This is a genomic window from Corynebacterium sp. SA-MJD20WY100, assembly GCF_039822565.1.
Classification (GTDB): Bacteria; Actinomycetota; Actinomycetes; order Mycobacteriales; family Mycobacteriaceae; genus Corynebacterium; species Corynebacterium phoceense_A.
The window spans coordinates 65060-83994 of the sequence record NZ_JBCJKS010000005.1; the positions used below are offsets into that span (position 1 = coordinate 65060).

The 18935-nt window shown below is 65.4% G+C and carries 15 protein-coding genes; 12 read left to right on the forward strand and 3 right to left on the reverse strand.

Features of this window, described 5'->3' with window-relative positions; genetic code table 11:
- Window positions 1-400: 400 nt before the first annotated feature.
- Window positions 401-2323 carry an asparagine synthase (glutamine-hydrolyzing) gene (gene asnB / locus ABJ196_RS04165; protein ID WP_347305361.1) on the forward strand — a complete coding sequence of 641 codons (1923 nt, stop codon included), beginning with the start codon at window positions 401-403 and terminating at the stop codon, window positions 2321-2323.
- A 45-nt stretch (window positions 2324-2368) separates the two neighbouring features.
- On the forward strand, window positions 2369-2656 hold the full coding sequence (locus ABJ196_RS04170) for a hypothetical protein (RefSeq protein WP_347305362.1): 288 nt from the start codon (window positions 2369-2371) through the stop codon (window positions 2654-2656).
- Between the two features lie 89 nt (window positions 2657-2745).
- Here the strand turns inward: ABJ196_RS04170 and ABJ196_RS04175 are convergent, their stop codons facing one another.
- Complete coding sequence (locus ABJ196_RS04175; RefSeq protein WP_257035034.1) at window positions 2746-3090, reverse strand: iron-sulfur cluster assembly accessory protein; 345 nt, start codon at window positions 3088-3090, stop codon at window positions 2746-2748.
- 211 nt (window positions 3091-3301) lie between these two features.
- On the opposite strand from ABJ196_RS04175, the gene ABJ196_RS04180 reads away from it, so the two are divergent.
- Together ABJ196_RS04180 and ABJ196_RS04185 are read left to right on the forward strand one after the other, a co-directional pair.
- A complete protein-coding gene (locus ABJ196_RS04180; protein WP_347305363.1) occupies window positions 3302-3946 on the forward strand; it encodes a DUF3043 domain-containing protein in 645 nt (214 codons plus the stop codon).
- Between the two features lie 6 nt (window positions 3947-3952).
- Window positions 3953-4951, forward strand: a complete 999-nt coding sequence (locus ABJ196_RS04185) for a nicotinate-nucleotide--dimethylbenzimidazole phosphoribosyltransferase (protein ID WP_347305364.1) — start codon at window positions 3953-3955, stop codon at window positions 4949-4951.
- Between the two features lie 132 nt (window positions 4952-5083).
- Here the strand turns inward: ABJ196_RS04185 and ABJ196_RS04190 are convergent, their stop codons facing one another.
- Complete coding sequence (locus tag ABJ196_RS04190; protein ID WP_347305365.1) at window positions 5084-6184, reverse strand: branched-chain amino acid aminotransferase; 1101 nt, start codon at window positions 6182-6184, stop codon at window positions 5084-5086.
- Window positions 6185-6320: 136 nt separating this feature from the next.
- On the opposite strand from ABJ196_RS04190, the gene ABJ196_RS04195 reads away from it, so the two are divergent.
- Window positions 6321-7826: a leucyl aminopeptidase gene (locus ABJ196_RS04195; RefSeq protein WP_347305427.1), complete on the forward strand. Its 1506-nt coding sequence runs from the start codon at window positions 6321-6323 to the stop codon at window positions 7824-7826.
- Between the two features lie 81 nt (window positions 7827-7907).
- Here ABJ196_RS04195 and ABJ196_RS04200 read toward each other — a convergent pair whose 3' ends face one another.
- Window positions 7908-8336, reverse strand: coding sequence for an oxidoreductase (locus ABJ196_RS04200; protein ID WP_347305366.1), 429 nt, complete (start codon window positions 8334-8336; stop codon window positions 7908-7910).
- 232 nt (window positions 8337-8568) lie between these two features.
- Here ABJ196_RS04200 and sucB point away from each other — a divergent pair, with 232 nt between their 5' ends.
- From sucB to lipA, 7 genes are all read left to right on the forward strand, one after another.
- Complete coding sequence (gene sucB, locus ABJ196_RS04205) at window positions 8569-10968, forward strand: 2-oxoglutarate dehydrogenase, E2 component, dihydrolipoamide succinyltransferase (protein WP_347305367.1); 2400 nt, start codon at window positions 8569-8571, stop codon at window positions 10966-10968.
- 214 nt (window positions 10969-11182) lie between these two features.
- Window positions 11183-12325 (forward strand): MFS transporter, encoded by a 1143-nt coding sequence (locus tag ABJ196_RS04210; protein ID WP_347305368.1) that lies wholly within the window; start codon window positions 11183-11185, stop codon window positions 12323-12325.
- A 67-nt stretch (window positions 12326-12392) separates the two neighbouring features.
- Window positions 12393-15257 carry an aminomethyl-transferring glycine dehydrogenase gene (gene gcvP / locus ABJ196_RS04215; protein ID WP_347305369.1) on the forward strand — a complete coding sequence of 955 codons (2865 nt, stop codon included), beginning with the start codon at window positions 12393-12395 and terminating at the stop codon, window positions 15255-15257.
- 11 nt (window positions 15258-15268) lie between these two features.
- Window positions 15269-16381 carry a glycine cleavage system aminomethyltransferase GcvT gene (gene gcvT, locus ABJ196_RS04220; protein ID WP_347305370.1) on the forward strand — a complete coding sequence of 371 codons (1113 nt, stop codon included), beginning with the start codon at window positions 15269-15271 and terminating at the stop codon, window positions 16379-16381.
- Window positions 16382-16415: 34 nt separating this feature from the next.
- A complete protein-coding gene (gcvH, locus tag ABJ196_RS04225) occupies window positions 16416-16808 on the forward strand; it encodes a glycine cleavage system protein GcvH (RefSeq protein ID WP_347305371.1) in 393 nt (130 codons plus the stop codon).
- Window positions 16809-16891: 83 nt separating this feature from the next.
- The gene (gene lipB / locus ABJ196_RS04230) at window positions 16892-17692 is read left to right on the forward strand and encodes a lipoyl(octanoyl) transferase LipB (protein WP_257068280.1); all 801 of its coding nucleotides are present in this window, start codon (window positions 16892-16894) and stop codon (window positions 17690-17692) included.
- Between the two features lie 97 nt (window positions 17693-17789).
- Complete coding sequence (gene lipA, locus ABJ196_RS04235; protein WP_347305372.1) at window positions 17790-18881, forward strand: lipoyl synthase; 1092 nt, start codon at window positions 17790-17792, stop codon at window positions 18879-18881.
- Window positions 18882-18935: the final 54 nt, after the last annotated feature.

Below are 18935 nucleotides of genomic sequence, written 5' to 3' on the forward strand. Positions count from 1 at the left end.
ACTCCCAGAGCATTCCTATCAACACAGGATAGTGCATAGACAGGTCCCATCAGCCCTGTTCGAGGCTGACAGAAAAATCGTATATACGCATAAGGAGTATGTCCGAAAGGGATATTACAGGTCGACCACGACAATCTCTCTCCTCCACCCCCACGGGTCCAGTATGCCGTGTGCCTTAATTCACAAGGCGGCTTGCGCTACACCATCCGAAAGTTTGCACCCTAAAGGGGACGCTGCATATTCGAAGGTTCTCAGACGGTCCTCTCTCACCCCTCCGCGACCTGCAGCGACCTGCACACCCGGTCGTTTCCGCGCGTCTGAAACACCGGCTCAGCACGCGGGGCCGTAAGCTGTGGGGCAGATATTTTCGTTTTCGCCATATTAAAGGAGCAATCACTACATGTGCGGACTTTTGGCCCTGCTATCGGCCTCGGGAAACGCTGGCGACTACGTCGACGCAGTCGAGCGCGCTCTGCCCTGCATGCGCCACCGCGGCCCCGATGCCGCCGGCACCTGGCACGATGACGACGCAGCGTTCGGCTTCAACCGCCTGTCCATCATCGATATTGAGCACTCGCACCAGCCGCTGCGTTGGGGCCCGGAGGGCGAGGAGAACCGCTACGCCCTCACGTTCAACGGCGAGATCTACAACTACGTCGAGCTGCGTGCAGAACTCAAGGAACTGGGTTACACCTTTAATACTGAAGGCGACGGCGAACCCATCGTCGTCGGCTACCACCACTGGGGTGCCAACGTCGTCGAGCACCTGCGTGGCATGTTCGGCTTCGTTATTTGGGACACCAAAACGAAGACCATGTTCGCGGCCCGCGACCAGTTCGGCATCAAGCCGCTCTACTACGCCACGACTCCGGCGGGCACCGTATTTGCCTCCGAGATGAAGTGCATCCTGGAGATGGCCGAGGACCTCGGTCTAGACCTCAGCCTTGATAAGCGCGCCATCGAGCACTACGTCGACCTCCAGTACGTCCCGGAGCCGGAGTCCCTGCATGCGAATATCCGCCGGGTCGAGTCGGGCTCCACTGTCACGCTCACCCCCGGCGGCGAGGTCCTCAACACTCGCTACTTCAAGCCCCAGTTCCCGGTGCAGCAGGTGCCGGCTGGTCAGGAGCAGCAGCTCTTCGACCGCATCGCCCGCGCCCTCGAAGATTCCGTGGAAAAGCACATGCGCGCTGACGTCACCGTCGGTTCCTTCCTTTCCGGCGGCATCGACTCCACGGCCATCGCGGCGCTGGCCAAGCGCCACAACCCGAACCTGCTCACCTTCACCACTGGGTTCGAGCGCGAGGGCTACTCCGAGGTTGACGTTGCTGCAGAGTCTGCGGAGGCCATCGGCGTCGAGCACATCGTCAAGATCGTCTCCCCCGAGGAATACGCGGACGCCGTGCCGAAGATCATGTGGTACCTCGACAACCCGGTTGCAGACCCCTCGCTCGTGCCGCTCTACTTCGTGGCACAGGAGGCTCGCAAGCACGTCAAGGTCGTGCTCTCCGGCGAGGGCGCAGACGAGCTCTTCGGCGGCTACACCATTTATAAGGAACCACTCTCCCTTGCCCCGTTCGAGAAGATCCCGGATCCGCTGCGTCGTGGCCTGGGCAAGCTCTCCCAGATCTTGCCCGAGGGCATGAAGGGCAAGTCGCTGCTCAACCGCGGTTCCATGACGATGGAGGAGCGCTACTACGGCAACGCACGCTCCTTTAACTTCGAGCAGATGCAGCGCGTTATCCCGTGGGCCAAGCGCGAGTGGGACCACAAAGAAGTCACGGCACCCATCTACGCGCAGTCGCAGGGCTTCGACCCAGTCGCTCGCATGCAGCACCTTGACCTGTTCACGTGGATGCGCGGCGACATCCTGGTCAAAGCTGACAAGATGAATATGGCGAACTCGCTCGAGCTGCGCGTTCCTTTCCTCGATAAGGAGGTCTTCAAGGTCGCGGAAACCATCCCTTATGACATGAAGATTTCGCACGGCACCACGAAGTACGCGCTGCGCAAGGCCATGGAGCAGATCGTTCCGGCGCACGTCCTTCACCGCAAGAAGCTCGGCTTCCCGGTGCCCATGCGTCACTGGCTTGCCGGCGATGAACTCTATGGCTGGACCCAGGATGTTATCAACGAGTCCCAGACCGAGGACATCTTCAATAAGAAGGAAGTCCTCGAGATGCTCAAGGAGCACCGCGATGGCGTCTCCGATCACTCGCGCCGCATCTGGACCGTCGTGGCGTTTATGATCTGGCACGGCATCTTCGTCGAGCACCGCATCGATCCGCAGATCGAGCAGCGCGACTACCCCGTCCGCCTCTAGGAAGACCTCGGCACGCCACTGCAGCGGAGAACTTACGAGCTGGGCGTGGACGGTTACCACTTCCGCGCCACGGTCAGCGCGACCCACCGCAGTGTTGACTGGCTCGACTGCCCCAGCGAGTACCTTCCTTCTGGCTACTCTTCCGCCGTCTATGTCGCAGCCGGGACACGTCGAACAAACGGCGACGGAGCGCAGACTCCGCCGCTTCCTACTGCCGAAGAGGTACGCGCGGATATCCACGTATGGCTTTCCACCCTCGACGAACTCGACGAGCTTGACGAGCTCGAGGACACCGGCGACGTCAATGGCACCGCCAACATCGACGAGACGTAGAAGCTCCAACATGAAGAAAACCGCCACTTTCCCTTAATTTAAAGGGAAAGTGGCGGTTTTTGTACGTCTTGAGGGACGTACGAGAAGCCTTAGTTGAAGGAGTCTCCGCAGGCGCAGGAGCCGCCAGCATTCGGGTTATCGATGGTGAAGCCCTGGGACTCGATGGTGTCCGCGAAGTCGATCTTGGCGCCGGTGAGGTACGGGACGCTCATCTTGTCAACGACGAGGTTGACGCCGTCGACGTTGTCGATCTTGTCGCCGTCGAGGGTGCGATCGTCGAAGTAGAGCTGGTAACGCAGGCCAGCGCAGCCACCCGGCTGGACGGCAATGCGCAGCGACAGGTCAGTGCGGCCTTCCTGTTCGAGCAGAGCCTTTGCCTTGGCGGCAGCGGCCTCAGTCAGGATGACGCCAGTTTCGGAAACGGGAGCGGTCATTGTCTTCTCCTTGAAAATACGGTCCGTAAAGTCTCCCCCACCTTACTCCGAATTTTTCCGGCGTTAAAGGGCCGGCACGCGTGCTCGGAGGGTGGGCCAGCGTCCACGAGGAAGCGGCAGACGCTGGAATAACCGGTTCAACGTGTGACACCGCTGCCTTATTCCCACCACATTTCCCACCTTTCACCCCGGCCTTGTAGTCTTGGATTTCGTGAGTAATAGCAGCGAAAACACCACCGGAGCAGACCAGCCCCGCAAGGGCTACACCCCGCCCAAGGGACGCCCCACGCCCAAGCGCAACGAGCAGGAAATCGCGCGCGGCGTGCGACGCGACCCGAGCGGGGCATCGGAAGCCCAGCGCTACCAGCGCCGCAAGGAGCTGAAGAAGTCCATGTCCAAGGAAGAATGGAAGGACTTTAAGCGCAAGGAGCGCGAGGAGCGTAACAAGCGCAACAAGGAGGCGCAGAAGCGCATGGAGGCCGGCGACGAGCGCTACCTCCTGCCGCGCGATAAGGGCGAGGTCCGCCGCTTCGTGCGCAACTGGGTCGATAGCCGCCGCTTCCTCAATGAGTGGGCCATGCCGTTTATGATCGTCCTCCTCGTCATCCTCTTTATCGGCATGTACAACCCGACGTTCGCGAATATCTCCACGCTCATCGCGATGGTCTTCATTGTCATCTTCGCCGTCGAGGGCGTGTGGCTGGCTCGCAAGGTCAATAACGCGGTGCGTCTCAAGTTCCCGGGCACCACCGAGGCCGGTTTCGGCCTGGGCTTCTACGCCTACGGCCGCGCCACCCAGCCGCGCAAGTGGCGCACCCCGCGCCCGCAGGTCGAGCGCGGCGCCGAGGTCAAGTAGGCCCACATGGCGCAGTTCGAGTCCGTTCCGGTCCCTGACGCCCAGGCTGCCGATGCCACCGCGCTCGCCCTCGGCTCTACGCCTCTCGGCGTGTCCTTGGGTACGGTCAACGCTCCCGCTGTGTGGCTCTCAGCCTGCCAGGGCGAGGTTCCCGCGCATGCCCCGCGACGTCCGCGTCTTGTGGTTTTCGTCGGCGAGAACGGCATCGCTACTCGCCAGCGCGACGGCGTAGGACTGTCTGCTTTCGCTCCCGAGGCCACCGCGCAGCAGGCACAACAGCTCGCTGACGGCCTCTCCCCCGCCGCCGTCCTCGCCGGACGCCTGGGCGTGGGACTGCGCACCGTCGACTGCCCGCCCGCTGCGGCCATCGACGTCGAGAACGCCTGCACCCCCGAGGTCCTCGAGGAAGCCCTCGCCCTCGGCGCCCGCGCCGCCGACGAAGAAATCGACGCCGGCACTGATTTCCTCATCCCCGGCGACCTGGGCGTGGGTTCCACGACCGTCGCCGCCGTCGTCATGGCGCGCCTCACCGACACCGAACCCGTCGTCATCGTGGGCCCCGGCTCCGGAATCACGGACGAGGCGTGGAAGTCCAAGGTCGCCGTCCTACGCGACGCGCTCTTCCGGACGCGCAATCTCTCCGACCCGCTAGAAATCCTCCAAGTCTCCGGCGGCCCGACCCTCGCCGCGCTCACGGGTTTCATCGCCCGGGCCGCCGCACGCCGCACGCCGCTACTCATCGACTCGCCACTCATAACGGTTGCCACGGTCCTCGCAGAGCGCCTCGCCCCCGGCACCCGGCGCTGGATCTACGCCGCGAATACCTCCCGCGAGCCCGCGCATACGCTCGCGCTCCAGGACTTGGGCCTCACCCCGCTGCTCAACACGCTCACCACGACTGGCCAGGGCCTCGGTTCGCTCTTCGCCTACCAGCTCCTCGCGGCCAGCCTCGAGCTCGTCTCCGACGAAGTCGCCGCCGTCCAGGCCGCCACAGACCCCGCCTAGGCCATCCGGATTCCAGGACAACGAAGGCCCCAAAACCGCAACGTTTTGGGGCCTTCGTTGTCCTGAGATTCCGCACGCAACCCGCGAAGACAAAATAAAAGGACCCCGAAGGGCCCTTCCTTTACGCGCTCATTACTTCACGAGCGTGTGCAGCCAACCGTGCTTGTCTTCGACCGCTCCGTGCTGAATGCCAGTGAGCTGCTCGCGCAGCGCCATGGTGGTCTTGCCAGCCTCGCCGCCGTTGACCTTGAAGTCGATACCGTCGCCCATGACGTGGCCGACCGGCGTGATGACCGCGGCGGTACCGCAGGCGAATGCCTCGGTCATCGTGCCGGACTCTGCATCCTCGCGCCACTCGTCGTAGGTCACGCGACGCTCTTCGACCTTGAGCCCCATGTCCTCGGCGACCTGCAGCAGCGAGTCACGCGTGATGCCCGGCAGCAGCGAACCGGACAGCTCCGGAGTCACCAGCGTCTGGTTGCCTTCCTCGCCATAGACGAACGCGAGGTTCATGCCGCCCATCTCTTCGATGTACTTGCGGTCGATGGCGTCGAGCCAGACCACCTGGTCGCAGCCCTTCTCCGCGGCCTGCGCCTGTGCGAGCAGCGAGGCAGCGTAGTTACCCGCGAACTTCGCGGCACCCGTACCACCCGGGGCAGCACGGACATAGTCGGTAGACAGCCACACGGAGACCGGATTGACGCCACCGGTGAAGTACGCGCCCGCCGGGGACGCAATCACGATGTAACGGTACGTCGCAGCCGGGTGCACGCCCAGGGAAACCTCGGTGGAGATCATGAACGGACGCAGGTACAGCGCAGCCTCGCCGCCCGCGTCTGGGACCCAATCCTTGTCGATCTCGGTGATCTGGCGCAGGGACTCGATGAATTCATCCACCGGCAGCTCCGGCATAGCCATACGCTTGGCCGAGTTGGCCATGCGATTGGCGTTGGCCTCCGGACGGAACGTGGCAATGGTGCCATCCGGCTGGCGGTAGGCCTTGATGCCTTCGAAGATGGCCTGGCCGTAGTGGAAAACATTGGAAGCCGGGTCCATGCTAAACGGCGCATACGGGCGCACCTGAGCGTCGTGCCAGCCGTCCTTCTCGTTCCAGTCGATGGTGACCATGTGGTCGGTGAAGTGCTTACCAAAGCCCGGGTTCTCGAGAATCTTCGCAAGTTCCTCCGGGGCGGTTGGGGTGGGGTTCTTCGTCACGGTGTAGTTCAAAGTCATGGCCTCTAACTTACTCTTTTCTATCGCTCCACAGGCCACCCCCGTCAAAATTTTTCGCCTACAGTAGGCAGACAGTGCACCATTCATCTCGTTTCATCTGGAGGTCTTTCTCGTGACTGATTCTTCCCACGGCCCGCTGCTGGGCGTCTCCCCCACCGTTGAGCTCGCTGCCGCCGCGCCCGAAGCTGCCGATGCCCTCCTCATCGCCGCCTTCCGCGGCGACGACGGCCTGGAAATCCCAGGCTCCGCACTGCTCGATGCTGACGCAGTCCGCGCCACCTTCGACGCGCTGTCCGCTGTGGGCGCCACCGGCAAGTCCGGCGAGGTGACCCGCGTGCCAGCGCCGTCCGCCATCACCGAGGCGACCGGCGCACGCTCCATCGTCGCCGCCGGCCTGGGCGAGTCCGAAGACCTCACCGACGAGACCGTCCGCGTCGCCGCGGGCAACGCTGCCCGCGCGCTCGCGGGCGTGGGCGCCGTCGCCACGACTCTCGGCGACTTCGCGCTCGGCGCCGCCGTCGAGGGCATCGCCCTGGGCGGCTACGTCCACCGCGGCCTGCGTTCCTCGGAGCTCGAGGATTCCCAGCGCCCTGCCACCGTCGTCTTCGTCTCCTCCGACGAGGCCGCCGCGACCGACTTCGAGCGCGCACGTCTTACCGCCGAGGCTACGATCTTTGCCCGCAACCTCGTCAACACCCCGTCTAACCTGCTCTACCCGGAGTCCTACGCGAATTACCTCGCCGAGACCGCCCGCTCCACCGAGGGCCCAGCCGGCGGCGTCGAGGTCGAGGTGCTCGACGAGTCCGCGCTCGAAGAGCAGGGCTTCGGCGGCATCCTCGCCGTGGGCCGCGGCTCCGCCCGCCCACCGCGTCTCGTCCGCCTGTCCTACCGTCCGTCCGGCGCTACCCGCGACGTCGCTCTCGTGGGCAAGGGCATCACCTTCGACACCGGCGGCATCTCGCTCAAGCCGGGTGCCGGCATGTGGGACATGATTTCTGACATGGGGGGCTCCGCCTCCATGGCCGCCGCGGTCTTCGCCGCGGCCAAGCTGGGCCTGAACGTCAACGTCACCGCCACGCTGCCGCTCGCGGAGAACATGCCTGGCGGCAACGCCACGCGCCCCGGCGACGTCATCACGCACTACGGCGGCATTACCTCTGAGGTTCTTAACACGGACGCCGAGGGCCGCCTCGTTCTCTCCGACGCCATCGCGCGCGCCAGCGAGGACAAGCCGGATTACCTCATCGAAACCGCCACGCTCACCGGCGCCCAGATCGTCGCCCTCGGCGAGCGCACTGCCGGCGTCATGGGCTCCGAGGACTTCCGCGACCGCGTCGCCGAGATCGGCCGCGAGGTCGGCGAGAAGGCCTGGGCCATGCCGCTGCTCGAGGAGCACGAGGAGGCCATCAAGTCTCCGGTCGCCGATATCCGCAATATCCACACGAAGCGCGAGGGCGGCATGGAATTCGCCGGCACCTACCTCCAGCGCTTCGTCGGCGAGGACATCGAGTGGGTCCACATCGACGTCGCAGGCCCCTCCTGGAACGGCGGCTCGCCGTACGGTTACACCACCAAGCGCGCCACCGGCGCCCCGGTCCGCACCGTCATCGCCGCGCTCGCTGAGCTCGCCGACACCAAGTAGCACTCGCTCAGCGCGGAGCTGACCGCCCACGCCAACGGCGCCTGTCCCTCACCGGGGCAGGCGCCGTTGCTCGTTGTGCACTTACTCCGCAGCGTCGGGGCGGTGCACGGCTTCGCCCGTATCTGGGTTCTGGCCGCGCTCGAAGCGCTCGCGACGCAAGCGCTGTTCCTCGCGTTTGCGCAGCAGCCGTTCGCGTTCCATGCGGTCGCGCATCCGCTGCGGATAGCCGGTCTCTTCCACGTCGTAAACAGGGCAGCCCAGCAGCTTCGCCACCGCATCGATGCCCTTTGGGCCGCCGATAAACCGCCGAATGTAGTCACCGTTTTCATCCACGACAACCACAGACATCTCGTTGACCACCGTCTCCGGCTCGATGAACGCTTCGACGAAGGCGCGGCCTGCCACCCAGTCGCTGAGCGCCTGAGCATCCGCCTGCCGGATCGTCTCCCCCGGCCCGCGCGGCGGGCGCAGCTGGGAGCGCGAGCTGTTGCGACGGAAGATATTGAACATGGTGGCCTATTCTACCCGCGCCACCTCACCCCCACGGCATCTGAACGCACCGCGACGCAACGCCGTGAGCGAACACGCATCGTGGTCACGTCACCATGACCGGCGGCGCGTGGTGTGCCCGCCCTTAAAGGGGGCAAAGAGATAGGACCAGATACACACACGAAGTCGCGCGTCGCGGTAGGATTGGGCATCAGATTTATCATTATCCAACTTTCGAGGAGTCAAATAACTCATGGCGCAGTCCGTTGTGATGCCCGAACTGGGCGAATCCGTAACTGAAGGCACTATTACCCAGTGGCTGAAGTCCGTGGGCGACACCGTCGAGGTCGACGAGCCGTTGCTCGAGGTGTCCACCGACAAGGTTGACACTGAAATCCCCTCGCCGGTCGCAGGCACGATCCTTGAGATCAAGGCCGAAGAAGACGACACCATTGAGGTTGGCTCCGTGATCGCCATCATCGGTGAAGTGGGCGAGTCCGCGGACTCTGAGGAGTCCGCACCGGCTGATGAGGACAAGGCCGAGGAGAAGGAAGAGCCCAAGGCTGAAGAGAAGGAAGAGAAGTCCGCACCGGCTTCCTCCGGCTCCACCGGCGCTGCCACCGACGTCGAGATGCCGGAACTCGGCGAGTCCGTCACCGAAGGCACCATCACCCAGTGGCTGAAGTCCGTGGGCGACACCGTCGAGGTCGACGAGCCACTGCTCGAGGTCTCCACCGACAAGGTCGACACCGAAATCCCGTCCCCGGTCGCCGGCACCCTCGTCGAAATCCTCGCTGAGGAAGACGACACCATCGAAGTCGGCGCCGTCATCGCCCGCATCGGCGACGCCAACGCCGCCCCGGCCGAAAAGTCCGAATCCAAGGCCGAAGATAAGGCCGAGGAGAAGAAGGAAGAGCCCAAGGCCGAAGAGAAGGAAGAGAAGTCCGCACCGGCTTCCTCCGGCTCCACCGGTGACGCCACCGACGTCGAGATGCCAGAACTCGGCGAGTCCGTCACCGAAGGCACCATCACCCAGTGGCTCAAGTCCGTCGGCGACACCGTCGAGGTCGACGAGCCACTGCTCGAGGTCTCCACCGACAAGGTCGACACCGAAATCCCGTCCCCGGTCGCCGGCACCCTCGTCGAAATCCTCGCTGAGGAAGACGACACCATCGAAGTCGGCGCCGTCATCGCCCGCATCGGCGACGACAACGCCGCCCCGGCCGAAAAGTCCGAATCCAAGGCCGAGGAGAAGAAGGAAGAGCCCAAGGCCGAAGAGAAGGAAGAGAAGTCCGCACCGGCTTCCTCCGGCTCCACCGGCGATGCCTCCGACGTCGAGATGCCAGAACTCGGCGAGTCCGTCACCGAAGGCACCATCACCCAGTGGCTGAAGTCCGTGGGCGACACCGTCGAGGTCGACGAGCCACTGCTCGAGGTCTCCACCGACAAGGTCGACACCGAAATCCCGTCCCCGGTCGCCGGCACCCTCGTCGAAATCCTCGCTGAAGAAGACGACACCATCGAAGTCGGCGCCGTCATCGCCCGCATCGGCGACGCCAACGCCGCCCCGGCCGAAAAGTCCGAAGCCAAGGAAGAACCCAAGGCTGAAGAAAAGGCCGAGGAGAAGAAGCCGGAGCCGAAGGAAGAGAAGAAGGAAGCTCCGAAGTCCGAGCCAGCTGCCGCTTCCACCTCCACCAAGGTCAACAACGGCGACAATCTCCCGTACGTCACCCCGCTCGTCCGCAAGCTCGCTGACAAGCATGGCGTGGACCTCAACACCGTCACCGGCACCGGCGTCGGCGGTCGCATTCGCAAGCAGGATGTCCTGGCCGCGGCTGGCGAGGGCGACGCACCGGCAGCACAGGCACAGTCTGGTTCCGCTGACCCACGCGCACGCTGGTCCACCAAGTCCGTGGATCCGGCCAAGCAGGAGCTCATCGGCACCACGCAGAAGGTCAACCGCATCCGCGAGATCACCGCTGCGAAGATGGTCGAGGCGCTGCAGATTTCCGCACAGCTCACCCACGTCCAGGAGGTCGACATGACCGCCGTGTGGGACTTGCGCAAGAAGTCCAAGCAGGCCTTCATCGACAAGTACTCCGCGAACCTGTCCTTCCTGCCGTTCATCGTCAAGGCTACGGTCGAGGCTCTGGTCTCCCACCCGAACGTCAACGCGTCCTACGACTCGAAGACGAAGGAAATGACCTACCACGCGGACGTCAACGTCGCTATCGCCGTCGACACCCCGCGCGGTCTGCTCACCCCGGTTATCCACAAGGCACAGGACCTCACCCTGCCGGAGATCGCGCAGCAGATTGCGGAGCTCGCTGACAAGGCACGCAACAACAAGCTCAAGCCGAACGACCTCACCGGTGCTACTTTCACCGTGACGAACATCGGCTCTGAGGGCGCGCTGCTCGACACCCCGATCCTCGTGCCGCCGCAGGCTGGCATCCTGGGCACCGCCGCTATCACCAAGCGCGCGGTCGTCGTCAACGAGAACGGCCAGGACGCCATCGCCATCCGCCAGATGTGCTACCTGCCGTTCACGTACGACCACCAGGTCGTCGACGGTGCCGATGCTGGTCGCTTCGTGACCACCATCAAGGACCGTCTGGAAACCGCAGACTTCGAGGCTGACCTCAACCTCTAAGGACCGCTTCCCTCCCGCACCCCGCTGCGCACTTGCGTCGCGGGGTGCGGGCGTTTTGCGGATAGAGCTCAGCGCGCCACATCCATTCAGCACATATAAGGCATGCCGGCCCGCTGCCGCATGGCCGCTATATGTGCTGGAGGGATTTTTCGCGCACAATCTCCGGGCCACAACGCCCCGCATTGAGTGATTCAGGACACTAGACTGTGTCGGTATGAAGAATGAGGTGTGGGTCCGCGTCGTCCTGGGCATGTTCGTCGTCGCGTTTGGCGCAAACCTTTTTGCGCCAATGGTGCTCACCTACCGCCAGCACACGGCGCTCACGGAAACCCACACGACGTTCCTCTATGGCGTCTACGCCGTGGGGCTCATCGGCGCGCTCTTTATCGGTGGACCGGTCTCGGACGTGCGGGGGCGCCGCGCGGTGCTGCGCCCTGCGCTCCTCGCGACGGCGCTTGGCTCGCTCATTCTCCTCACCGGCCTCCATGGCTCGTTCCTAGCGCTGCTCGCGGGCAGGCTCATCATCGGCGTGGCGGTGGGGCTCGTCATGTCCGCGGGCGCCTCGTGGGTCAAGGAGCTGTCCGCCACCGTCGCCATTGGCGCTAAGCGTTCCTCGCTGGCACTCACGCTCGGATTCGCGCTCGCGCCGGCACTGGCGGGACTGCTCGCACAATTCACGCCCTGGCCCACGCTGGCGCCCTATGTCCCCCACCTCGTGCTCGCACTGCTCATACTGCCGCTCGCGTGGACCGCACCGGAAGGCCCGCGCCCACAGGCAAGCAAGGCACACCCGCCGCTCAGCCTGCTCACCCGCGAGTTCGTGCCCGTCGCCGTGTTCGCGCCGTGGGTCTTCGGCGTGGTCACCACGTCCTTCGCGTACTTGCCAGGACTGGTCATGGGGCACCTCGCCCACCCCATCGCGGCAGCCGGGCTGCTCGCCATGCTCACCATGGGCACGGGCGCGGTGGTGCAGCGCTGGGCGTTGGGCTTGGGGGCATCGGCAGGCTTGGGGCTCGCGGCAGTGGGGATGGTGATCGGCGCGGTCATCGCGGCGAACCGGGACCATGCATGGGTCGTCTGGCTGCTGCCGGTGGCGGGCGTGGTGCTCGGCGCGGCCTACGGAATCCTCATGGTCGTAGGGCTCGCGAAGACCCAAGAGGTCGCCCCGGCGGCGGAGCTGGGCGCGGCGACGGGGGTGTATTACGCATTCACCTATCTGGGCTTCTTTGCCCCCTTTCTGCTCGCGCTTCTGGCGCCGCGCGTGGGCCATGCCACCAGTTTTGTGGTGGGCACGGCGGTAGCGCTCGCGACACTCGCTCTTGTGTGGGTGAGCAGTAGGGGTAAAGCGGCGAAATAGTGGCGCACTTCGCAATATACTGAGTGCGTCTTTACAGGCCTCCACACCCCAAAGGAGTCATACATTCATGGAATTCATCTCCCGTCACCTCGGGCCAGATGCCAAGGAGCAGGCCACCATGCTTGCTCAGGTGGGATACGACAGCGTTGAAGCGCTTGTTGATGCTGCCCTTCCCACCGCGATCCGCGCCGCTGGCGACCCCCAGCTGCCGGAGCCACTGTCTGAAGACGAGGCACAGGCGAAGCTGCGCGAATACGCCTCGCGCAATACGGTTCTGAAGTCCTTCTACGGCCAGGGCTTTTCTGACACACTCACTCCGGCGGTCATTCGCCGCGGGCTGCTTGAAGATGCTGGCTGGTACACCGCGTACACGCCGTACCAGCCGGAGATTTCCCAGGGCCGCCTCGAGGCGCTGCTCAACTTCCAGACACTCATCGAGGAACTCTCGGGACTGTCCATCGCGAATGCGTCGCTGCTTGACGAAGCTACCGCGGTCGCCGAGGCCGTGGGCCTTATGTCTCGCGCCGTGAAGAAAGGCCGCCGCGTGATCCTCGACGCCCGCTTGCACCCGCAGGTGCTCGCCGTGGCCGCCGAGCGTGCCCGCGCCATCGAGCTCGAGGTCGAGATCGTGGACCTGCGCGAGGGCTTGGTCGGAGAAGACATCGTGGGCGTCGTCCTCGCCTACACCGGCACGGAGGGCGATATTCTCGACCCGCGCGCCATCATCGAGGAGGTCCACACCCGCGGCGCCCTGGCGACCGTCGACGCGGACCCGCTCTCCCTGCTCCTGCTCGAGGGCGCTGGTTCCTTCGGCGCCGACATCGCGGTGGGCTCCACCCAGCGCTTCGGCGTGCCGATGTTCTTCGGCGGCCCGCACGCTGCCTACATGGCTGTCACCGACAAGCTCAAGCGTCAGTTGCCGGGCCGCCTCGTGGGCGTGTCCGTCGACGCGGACGGCCAGCCGGCCTACCGCCTCGCGCTGCAGACCCGAGAGCAGCACATCCGCCGCGAGCGCGCGACCTCCAACATCTGTACGGCGCAGGCGCTGCTCGCCAACGTGGCGTCCATGTATGCGGTCTACCATGGCCCGGTGGGCCTGCGTGCCATCGCGACGCGCATCCATGACCTCGCGGACTCCTTTGCGACCTCGCTAGTCAAGGCTGGCAAGTCCGTGGTGTCTGCGCAGTTCTTCGACACCGTCACCGTCACGGGCGTCGATGCCGCCGCCATCAAGTCCGCCTTGCAGGAGCAGGGTTACCTCGTGCGCGCCATCGGCGCGGACAAGGTGTCCGTCTCCTTCGGCGAATCCGCCACCGCGGCCGACGTGGAGACGCTCGCCGCCGCGTTCGGCGTTGACGAGATGGCCCCGGCGCAGGGTTCGCGCCTGCCCGAGGCGCTCAAGCGCGTTACCCCGGCGCTCACCCACCCGATCTTCAGCTCCATCCACTCCGAGACCCAGATGCTGCGCTACCTGCGCGAGCTCGCGGACAAGGACCTGGCGCTCGACCGCACGATGATCCCGCTGGGCTCGTGCACGATGAAGCTCAACCCCACCGCCGCCATGGAGCCGATCTCCTGGCCGGAGTTCGCGGGCATCCACCCGTACGCCCCCGAGGAGACGACAAAGGGCTGGCGTCAGCTCATCCACGAGCTCGAGGATTGGCTGGCTGAGATCACCGGCTACGCCAAGGTCTCCCTGCAGCCCAACGCGGGTTCCCAAGGCGAGCTCGCCGGCCTGCTCGCCATCCGCCGCTACCACGTCGCCAACGGCGATCACGGCCGCGACGTTATCCTCATCCCGTCCTCGGCGCACGGTACGAACGCAGCCTCGGCAACGCTGGCAAACCTGCGCGTCGTCGTGGTCAAGACCGCGGACGACGGCGCCATCGACCTCGCCGATCTCGACGCGAAGATCGAGCAGCACGGCGAGCACATCGCGGGCATCATGATCACCTACCCGTCCACCCACGGTGTCTTCGACCCGGAGGTCCGCGACGTGTGCGACAAGGTGCACGCGGCCGGCGGACAGGTCTACATCGACGGCGCGAACCTCAACGCGCTCGCCGGCTGGGCCAAGCCGGGCGAGTTCGGCGGCGACGTCAGCCACCTGAACCTGCACAAGACGTTCACCATCCCCCACGGTGGCGGCGGCCCGGGCGTCGGTCCGGTCGCGGTCGCGGAGCACCTCGTACCGTTCCTGCCCACCAACGCCAACGACCCAGCCATCGACCCGACGGTGCCCACCGAGGTCGGCCACGGCGTGCCGATGATCTCCACCGAGTTCGGTTCCGCCGGCGTCCTGCCGATTTCCTGGATGTACCTCGCCATGATCGGCGCGAAAGGTCTCGAGCAGGCCTCCGCGCACGCCATCCTGGGCGCGAACTACCTGGCCTCGCGCCTCCACGACGCGTTCCCCATCCTCTACACGGGCAACGCGGGCCTCGTCGCCCACGAGTGCATCCTCGACCTGCGTGAGCTTACCGATGCCTCCGGCGTCACCGCCGCAGACGTCGCCAAGCGCCTCGTCGACTTCGGCTTCCACGCCCCGACTCTGGCCTTCCCGGTTGCGGGCACGCTCATGGTGGAGCCCACCGAGTCCGAGAACCAGGGCGAGCTCGACCGCTTCATCGAGGCGATGCTCACCATCCGCGCGGAGATTCAGGAGATCATCGACGGCACGATCGCCTATGAGGACTCCGTCATCCACAACGCGCCGTTTACCGCTGCGGCCGTCGCCGCCGACGAGTGGGAGTTTAAGTTCAGCCGCGCCCAGGCCGCCTACCCGGTGGCCAGCCTGCGCCGCACGAAGTACTTCCCGCCAGTGCGCCGCATCGACGAGGCCTACGGCGACCGCAACCTCGTGTGCGCCTGCCCGCCGCCCGAGGCCTTCGACGTGTCGGCTAGCGCCGACACGAACACCGACGAGAAGTAAGAGAGGAAACCATGTCTGAACTTCTGCAATCCCCGCTCCACGCCGAGCACGAGAAGCTCGGCGCGTCCTTTACGGCGTTTGGTCCGTGGAACATGCCGCTCAAGTACGGCAGCGAGCTCGAGGAGCACCGCGCCGTCCGCGAAGCCGCCGGCCTTTTTGACCTCTCCCACATGGGCGAAATCTGGGTCAACGGTGACCGCGCCGCGCAGTTCCTCTCCTACGCATTTATCTCGGACTTCACCACGCTCCCGGTGGGCAAGGCGAAGTACTCGATGCTCGTCGACGAAGACGGCGGCATCCTCGACGACCTCATCATCTACCGCCTGGGCGAGACGAAGTTCCTGGTCGTCCCCAACGCGTCGAACGTCGACGTCGTCTGGGAGACTCTCAACGAGCGCGCGGATGGCTTTGACGTGGACCTCAAGTCCGAGTCCCGCGACGTCGCCATGATCGCCATCCAGGGCCCCAAGGCCGCGGAGATCCTCATCCCGCTCGTCGAGGACAACAAGCAGGAGGCCGTCTACGAGCTGCCGTATTACGCGGCGATGACCGGTAAGGTCGCGCGCATTTACGCCTTTATCTGCCGCACCGGCTACACCGGCGAGGACGGCTTCGAGCTCATCGTCTACAACTCGGACGCCCCGGCGCTGTGGAACGAGCTGCTCAAGGCCGGCGAGGAATACGGCATCAAGCCCTGTGGCCTCGCCGCCCGCGACTCGCTGCGCCTGGAGGCTGGCATGCCGCTCTACGGCAACGAGCTCTCCCGCGACATCACGCCGGTCGAGGCAGGCATGGCCCGCGCCTTCGCTAAGAAGGAAGGCGACTTCGTTGCCGCCGAGGCCCTGCGCGCCCGTGCCGCCGAAGGCCCACAGCAGGCCATCACGGCGCTCGACTCCGAGCAGCGCCGCGCCGCCCGCCACGGCGCCGAGGTCTTCGTCGGTGAGACCAAGGTCGGCACCGTCACCTCCGGCCAGCCGTCGCCCACGCTCGGTCACCCCATTGCCCTGGCACTCATCGACACCGCCGCGGGCCTGAACCCCGGCGACGCTGTCGAGGTCGATATCCGCGGCAAGCGCTACCCCTTCGCCGTCACGCAGACGCCGTTCTACAAGCGTGCGGACTAGTACAATCATCCTGAACCTCTAGAAAGGAACCCACATGTCGAACCTGCCCGAGAACTTCTCCTACTCCGAGGACCACGAGTGGATCGCTGCCCCCGCCGCTGAGGTCGTGGGCAAAACCCTGCGCATTGGCATCACCTCCGTCGCCGCTGACCGCCTCGGCGAAGTCGTCTTCGCCGAGCTGCCCGCCGTCGGCGACACCGTCACCGCCGGCGAGACCTGCGGCGAGGTCGAGTCCACTAAGTCCGTCTCTGACCTCTACTCCCCCGTCACCGGCACCGTGACCGCCGTCAACGAGGGCATCCACGACGCCTACGAGCTGGTCAACAACGACCCGTTCGGCGAAGGCTGGCTCTTCGAGGTCGAGGTCTCCGAGGCCGGCGAGCTCATGGACGCCGCCGCCTACGCCGCAGCCAACGGCGTGGAGTAAGCCCACCCTCCCAAGGGGGCATCGGAAAGCTTTCCGATGCCCCCTTTTGCGCGCCCAGGGCGCGCGCGACTAGAACTTGTTCTATGACTGCACCGCGCGACCCGTTCTTCCCTGCCGACCGCTCCATCCGCGCCTCCGGCGCGTCTCTGGAGATCCGCCACTTGGGGCGGATGGATTACCAGGAGGCCTGGGACTACCAAGCAGCACTCGCGAAGCAGCGCGCGGCCGAGGAGGTGAGCGACGTCATCCTCGTCGTCGAGCACCCCAATATCTATACGGCGGGCAAGCGCACGCTCGAGTCGGACATGCCGGACAACGGCCTGCCCGTCATCACCGTCGACCGAGGCGGGCGCATCACGTGGCACGGCGAGGGCCAGCTCGTGGTCTACCCCATTATTAAGCTCGCTGAGCCCGTCGACGTCGTGGACTATGTCCGCCGCCTCGAAGAAGCCATCATTCAGGCCGTGCGCGAGCTGGGTGTGACCACCGCCGGCCGCGTGGACGGGCGCTCCGGCGTCTGGGTCCCCCACACGACCGTGGCCGCGGACCCGGCGGCACCGAAGCGCGACCGCAAGCTCGGCGCGCTGGGCATCCGCATTACGCGCGGCGTGACCATGCACGGACTCGCCTTGAACTGCAATAACACGCTCGAGTACTACGGTCACATCGTGGCGTGCGGCATCGACGACGCTGACGTCACGACGCTCTCCCTGGAGCTGGGCCGCGACGTCACGCTGGAGGAGGCCGAGGTGCCGCTGTTGCGCGCGCTCGACGACGCGCTCGCAGGCCGGCTCATCGTCGCAGACCACACCTTTGCCTCAGCGCCGGACCCCGGCAAGCAGGCCGCCGAGGCTCGCCGCAAGGCTCGCGCAGCGCACGAATAAAAGAGGAATAGCCCCCCTTGACCGCGTCGTTGCGATGGGGGAACCCGCGGCCCCGCGGGCTTTAGAGAACATCGACTTTCAGCGTAGGGTGTAGACCGTGAGTGTTAAGCATGAAGGACGCAGGCTGCTGCGCATCGAGGCCAAGAATTCCGAGACCCCGATTGAGCAGAAGCCGCGCTGGATCCGTAACCAAGTCCGAACCGGTCCTGGCTATGAGGACATCAAAAACAAGGTGAAGGGCGCGTCCCTGCACACCGTGTGCCAGGAAGCCGGCTGCCCGAATATCCACGAGTGCTGGGAATCCCGCGAGGCCACGTTCCTCATCGGCGGCGACTCCTGTACGCGCCGTTGCGATTTCTGCGACATCAAGTCCGGCAAGCCCGAGCCGCTCGACCGCGAGGAGCCGCTGCGCGTGGCGGAGGAAGTTCGCAACATGCAGCTGAACTACTCCACCATCACTGGCGTCACCCGCGACGACCTGCCCGACGAGGGCGCCTGGCTCTACGCCGAGGTCGTGCGCAAAATCCACGAGCTCAACCCGAACACCGGCGTGGAGAACCTCACCCCGGACTTCTCCGGCAAGCCGGACCTGCTCGAAGAAGTCTTCTCCGCGCAGCCGGAGGTCTTCGCCCACAACGTGGAAACCGTCCCGCGCATCTTCAAGCGCATCCGCCCGGCTTTCCGTTACGAGCGTTCCCTCGACGTCATCCGCCAGGCCCGCGACTTCGGCCTCATCACGAAGTCCAACCTCATCCTCGGCATGGGCGAGACTCCGGAGGAAATCCAGGAAGCCCTGCGCGACCTGCACTCCGCCGGCTGCGACATCATCACGATTACGCAGTACCTGCGCCCCGGCCCGCGCTACCACCCCATCGAGCGCTGGGTGCGCCCGGAGGAGTTCGTCGAGCACGCCGAGTACGCCAAGGAGCTCGGCTTCGGCGGCGTTATGTCCGGCCCGCTCGTGCGTTCCTCCTACCGCGCTGGCCGTCTCTACGTCCAGGCGATGGAGGCCCGTGGCCGCGAGCTGCCGCCCCACCTCGCGCATCTCGCCGAGACCTCCGAGGGCGCTACCGCCCAGGAAGCCTCCACCCTGCTCAAGAAGTACGGCCCGTCCGTCGAGACACCCGTGACGACCCGCATGGTGAAGACCCCGGCCAAGCCCGAGACGGTCTCTGCGACCATCCGCTAATCACTTGCCCCTAGCGCCGCCTTCCGCCGATTGTGGCGAAGGGCGGCGTTATTT

Excerpts from the sequence above, each read along its gene's own strand:
- asnB (WP_347305361.1), top strand. The coding sequence starts at position 401 with ATGTGCGGACTTTTGGCCCTGCTATCGGCCTCGGGAAACGCTGGCGAC.
- gcvH (WP_347305371.1), top strand. The coding sequence starts at position 16,416 with ATGTCGAACCTGCCCGAGAACTTCTCCTACTCCGAGGACCACGAGTGG.
- ABJ196_RS04200 (WP_347305366.1), bottom strand. The coding sequence starts at position 8,336 with ATGTTCAATATCTTCCGTCGCAACAGCTCGCGCTCCCAGCTGCGCCCG.
- sucB (WP_347305367.1), top strand. The coding sequence starts at position 8,569 with ATGGCGCAGTCCGTTGTGATGCCCGAACTGGGCGAATCCGTAACTGAA.
- gcvP (WP_347305369.1), top strand. The coding sequence starts at position 12,393 with ATGGAATTCATCTCCCGTCACCTCGGGCCAGATGCCAAGGAGCAGGCC.
- lipB (WP_257068280.1), top strand. The coding sequence starts at position 16,892 with ATGACTGCACCGCGCGACCCGTTCTTCCCTGCCGACCGCTCCATCCGC.
- gcvT (WP_347305370.1), top strand. The coding sequence starts at position 15,269 with ATGTCTGAACTTCTGCAATCCCCGCTCCACGCCGAGCACGAGAAGCTC.
- ABJ196_RS04175 (WP_257035034.1), bottom strand. The coding sequence starts at position 3,090 with ATGACCGCTCCCGTTTCCGAAACTGGCGTCATCCTGACTGAGGCCGCT.
- ABJ196_RS04185 (WP_347305364.1), top strand. The coding sequence starts at position 3,953 with ATGGCGCAGTTCGAGTCCGTTCCGGTCCCTGACGCCCAGGCTGCCGAT.
- ABJ196_RS04210 (WP_347305368.1), top strand. The coding sequence starts at position 11,183 with ATGAAGAATGAGGTGTGGGTCCGCGTCGTCCTGGGCATGTTCGTCGTC.
- ABJ196_RS04190 (WP_347305365.1), bottom strand. The coding sequence starts at position 6,184 with ATGACTTTGAACTACACCGTGACGAAGAACCCCACCCCAACCGCCCCG.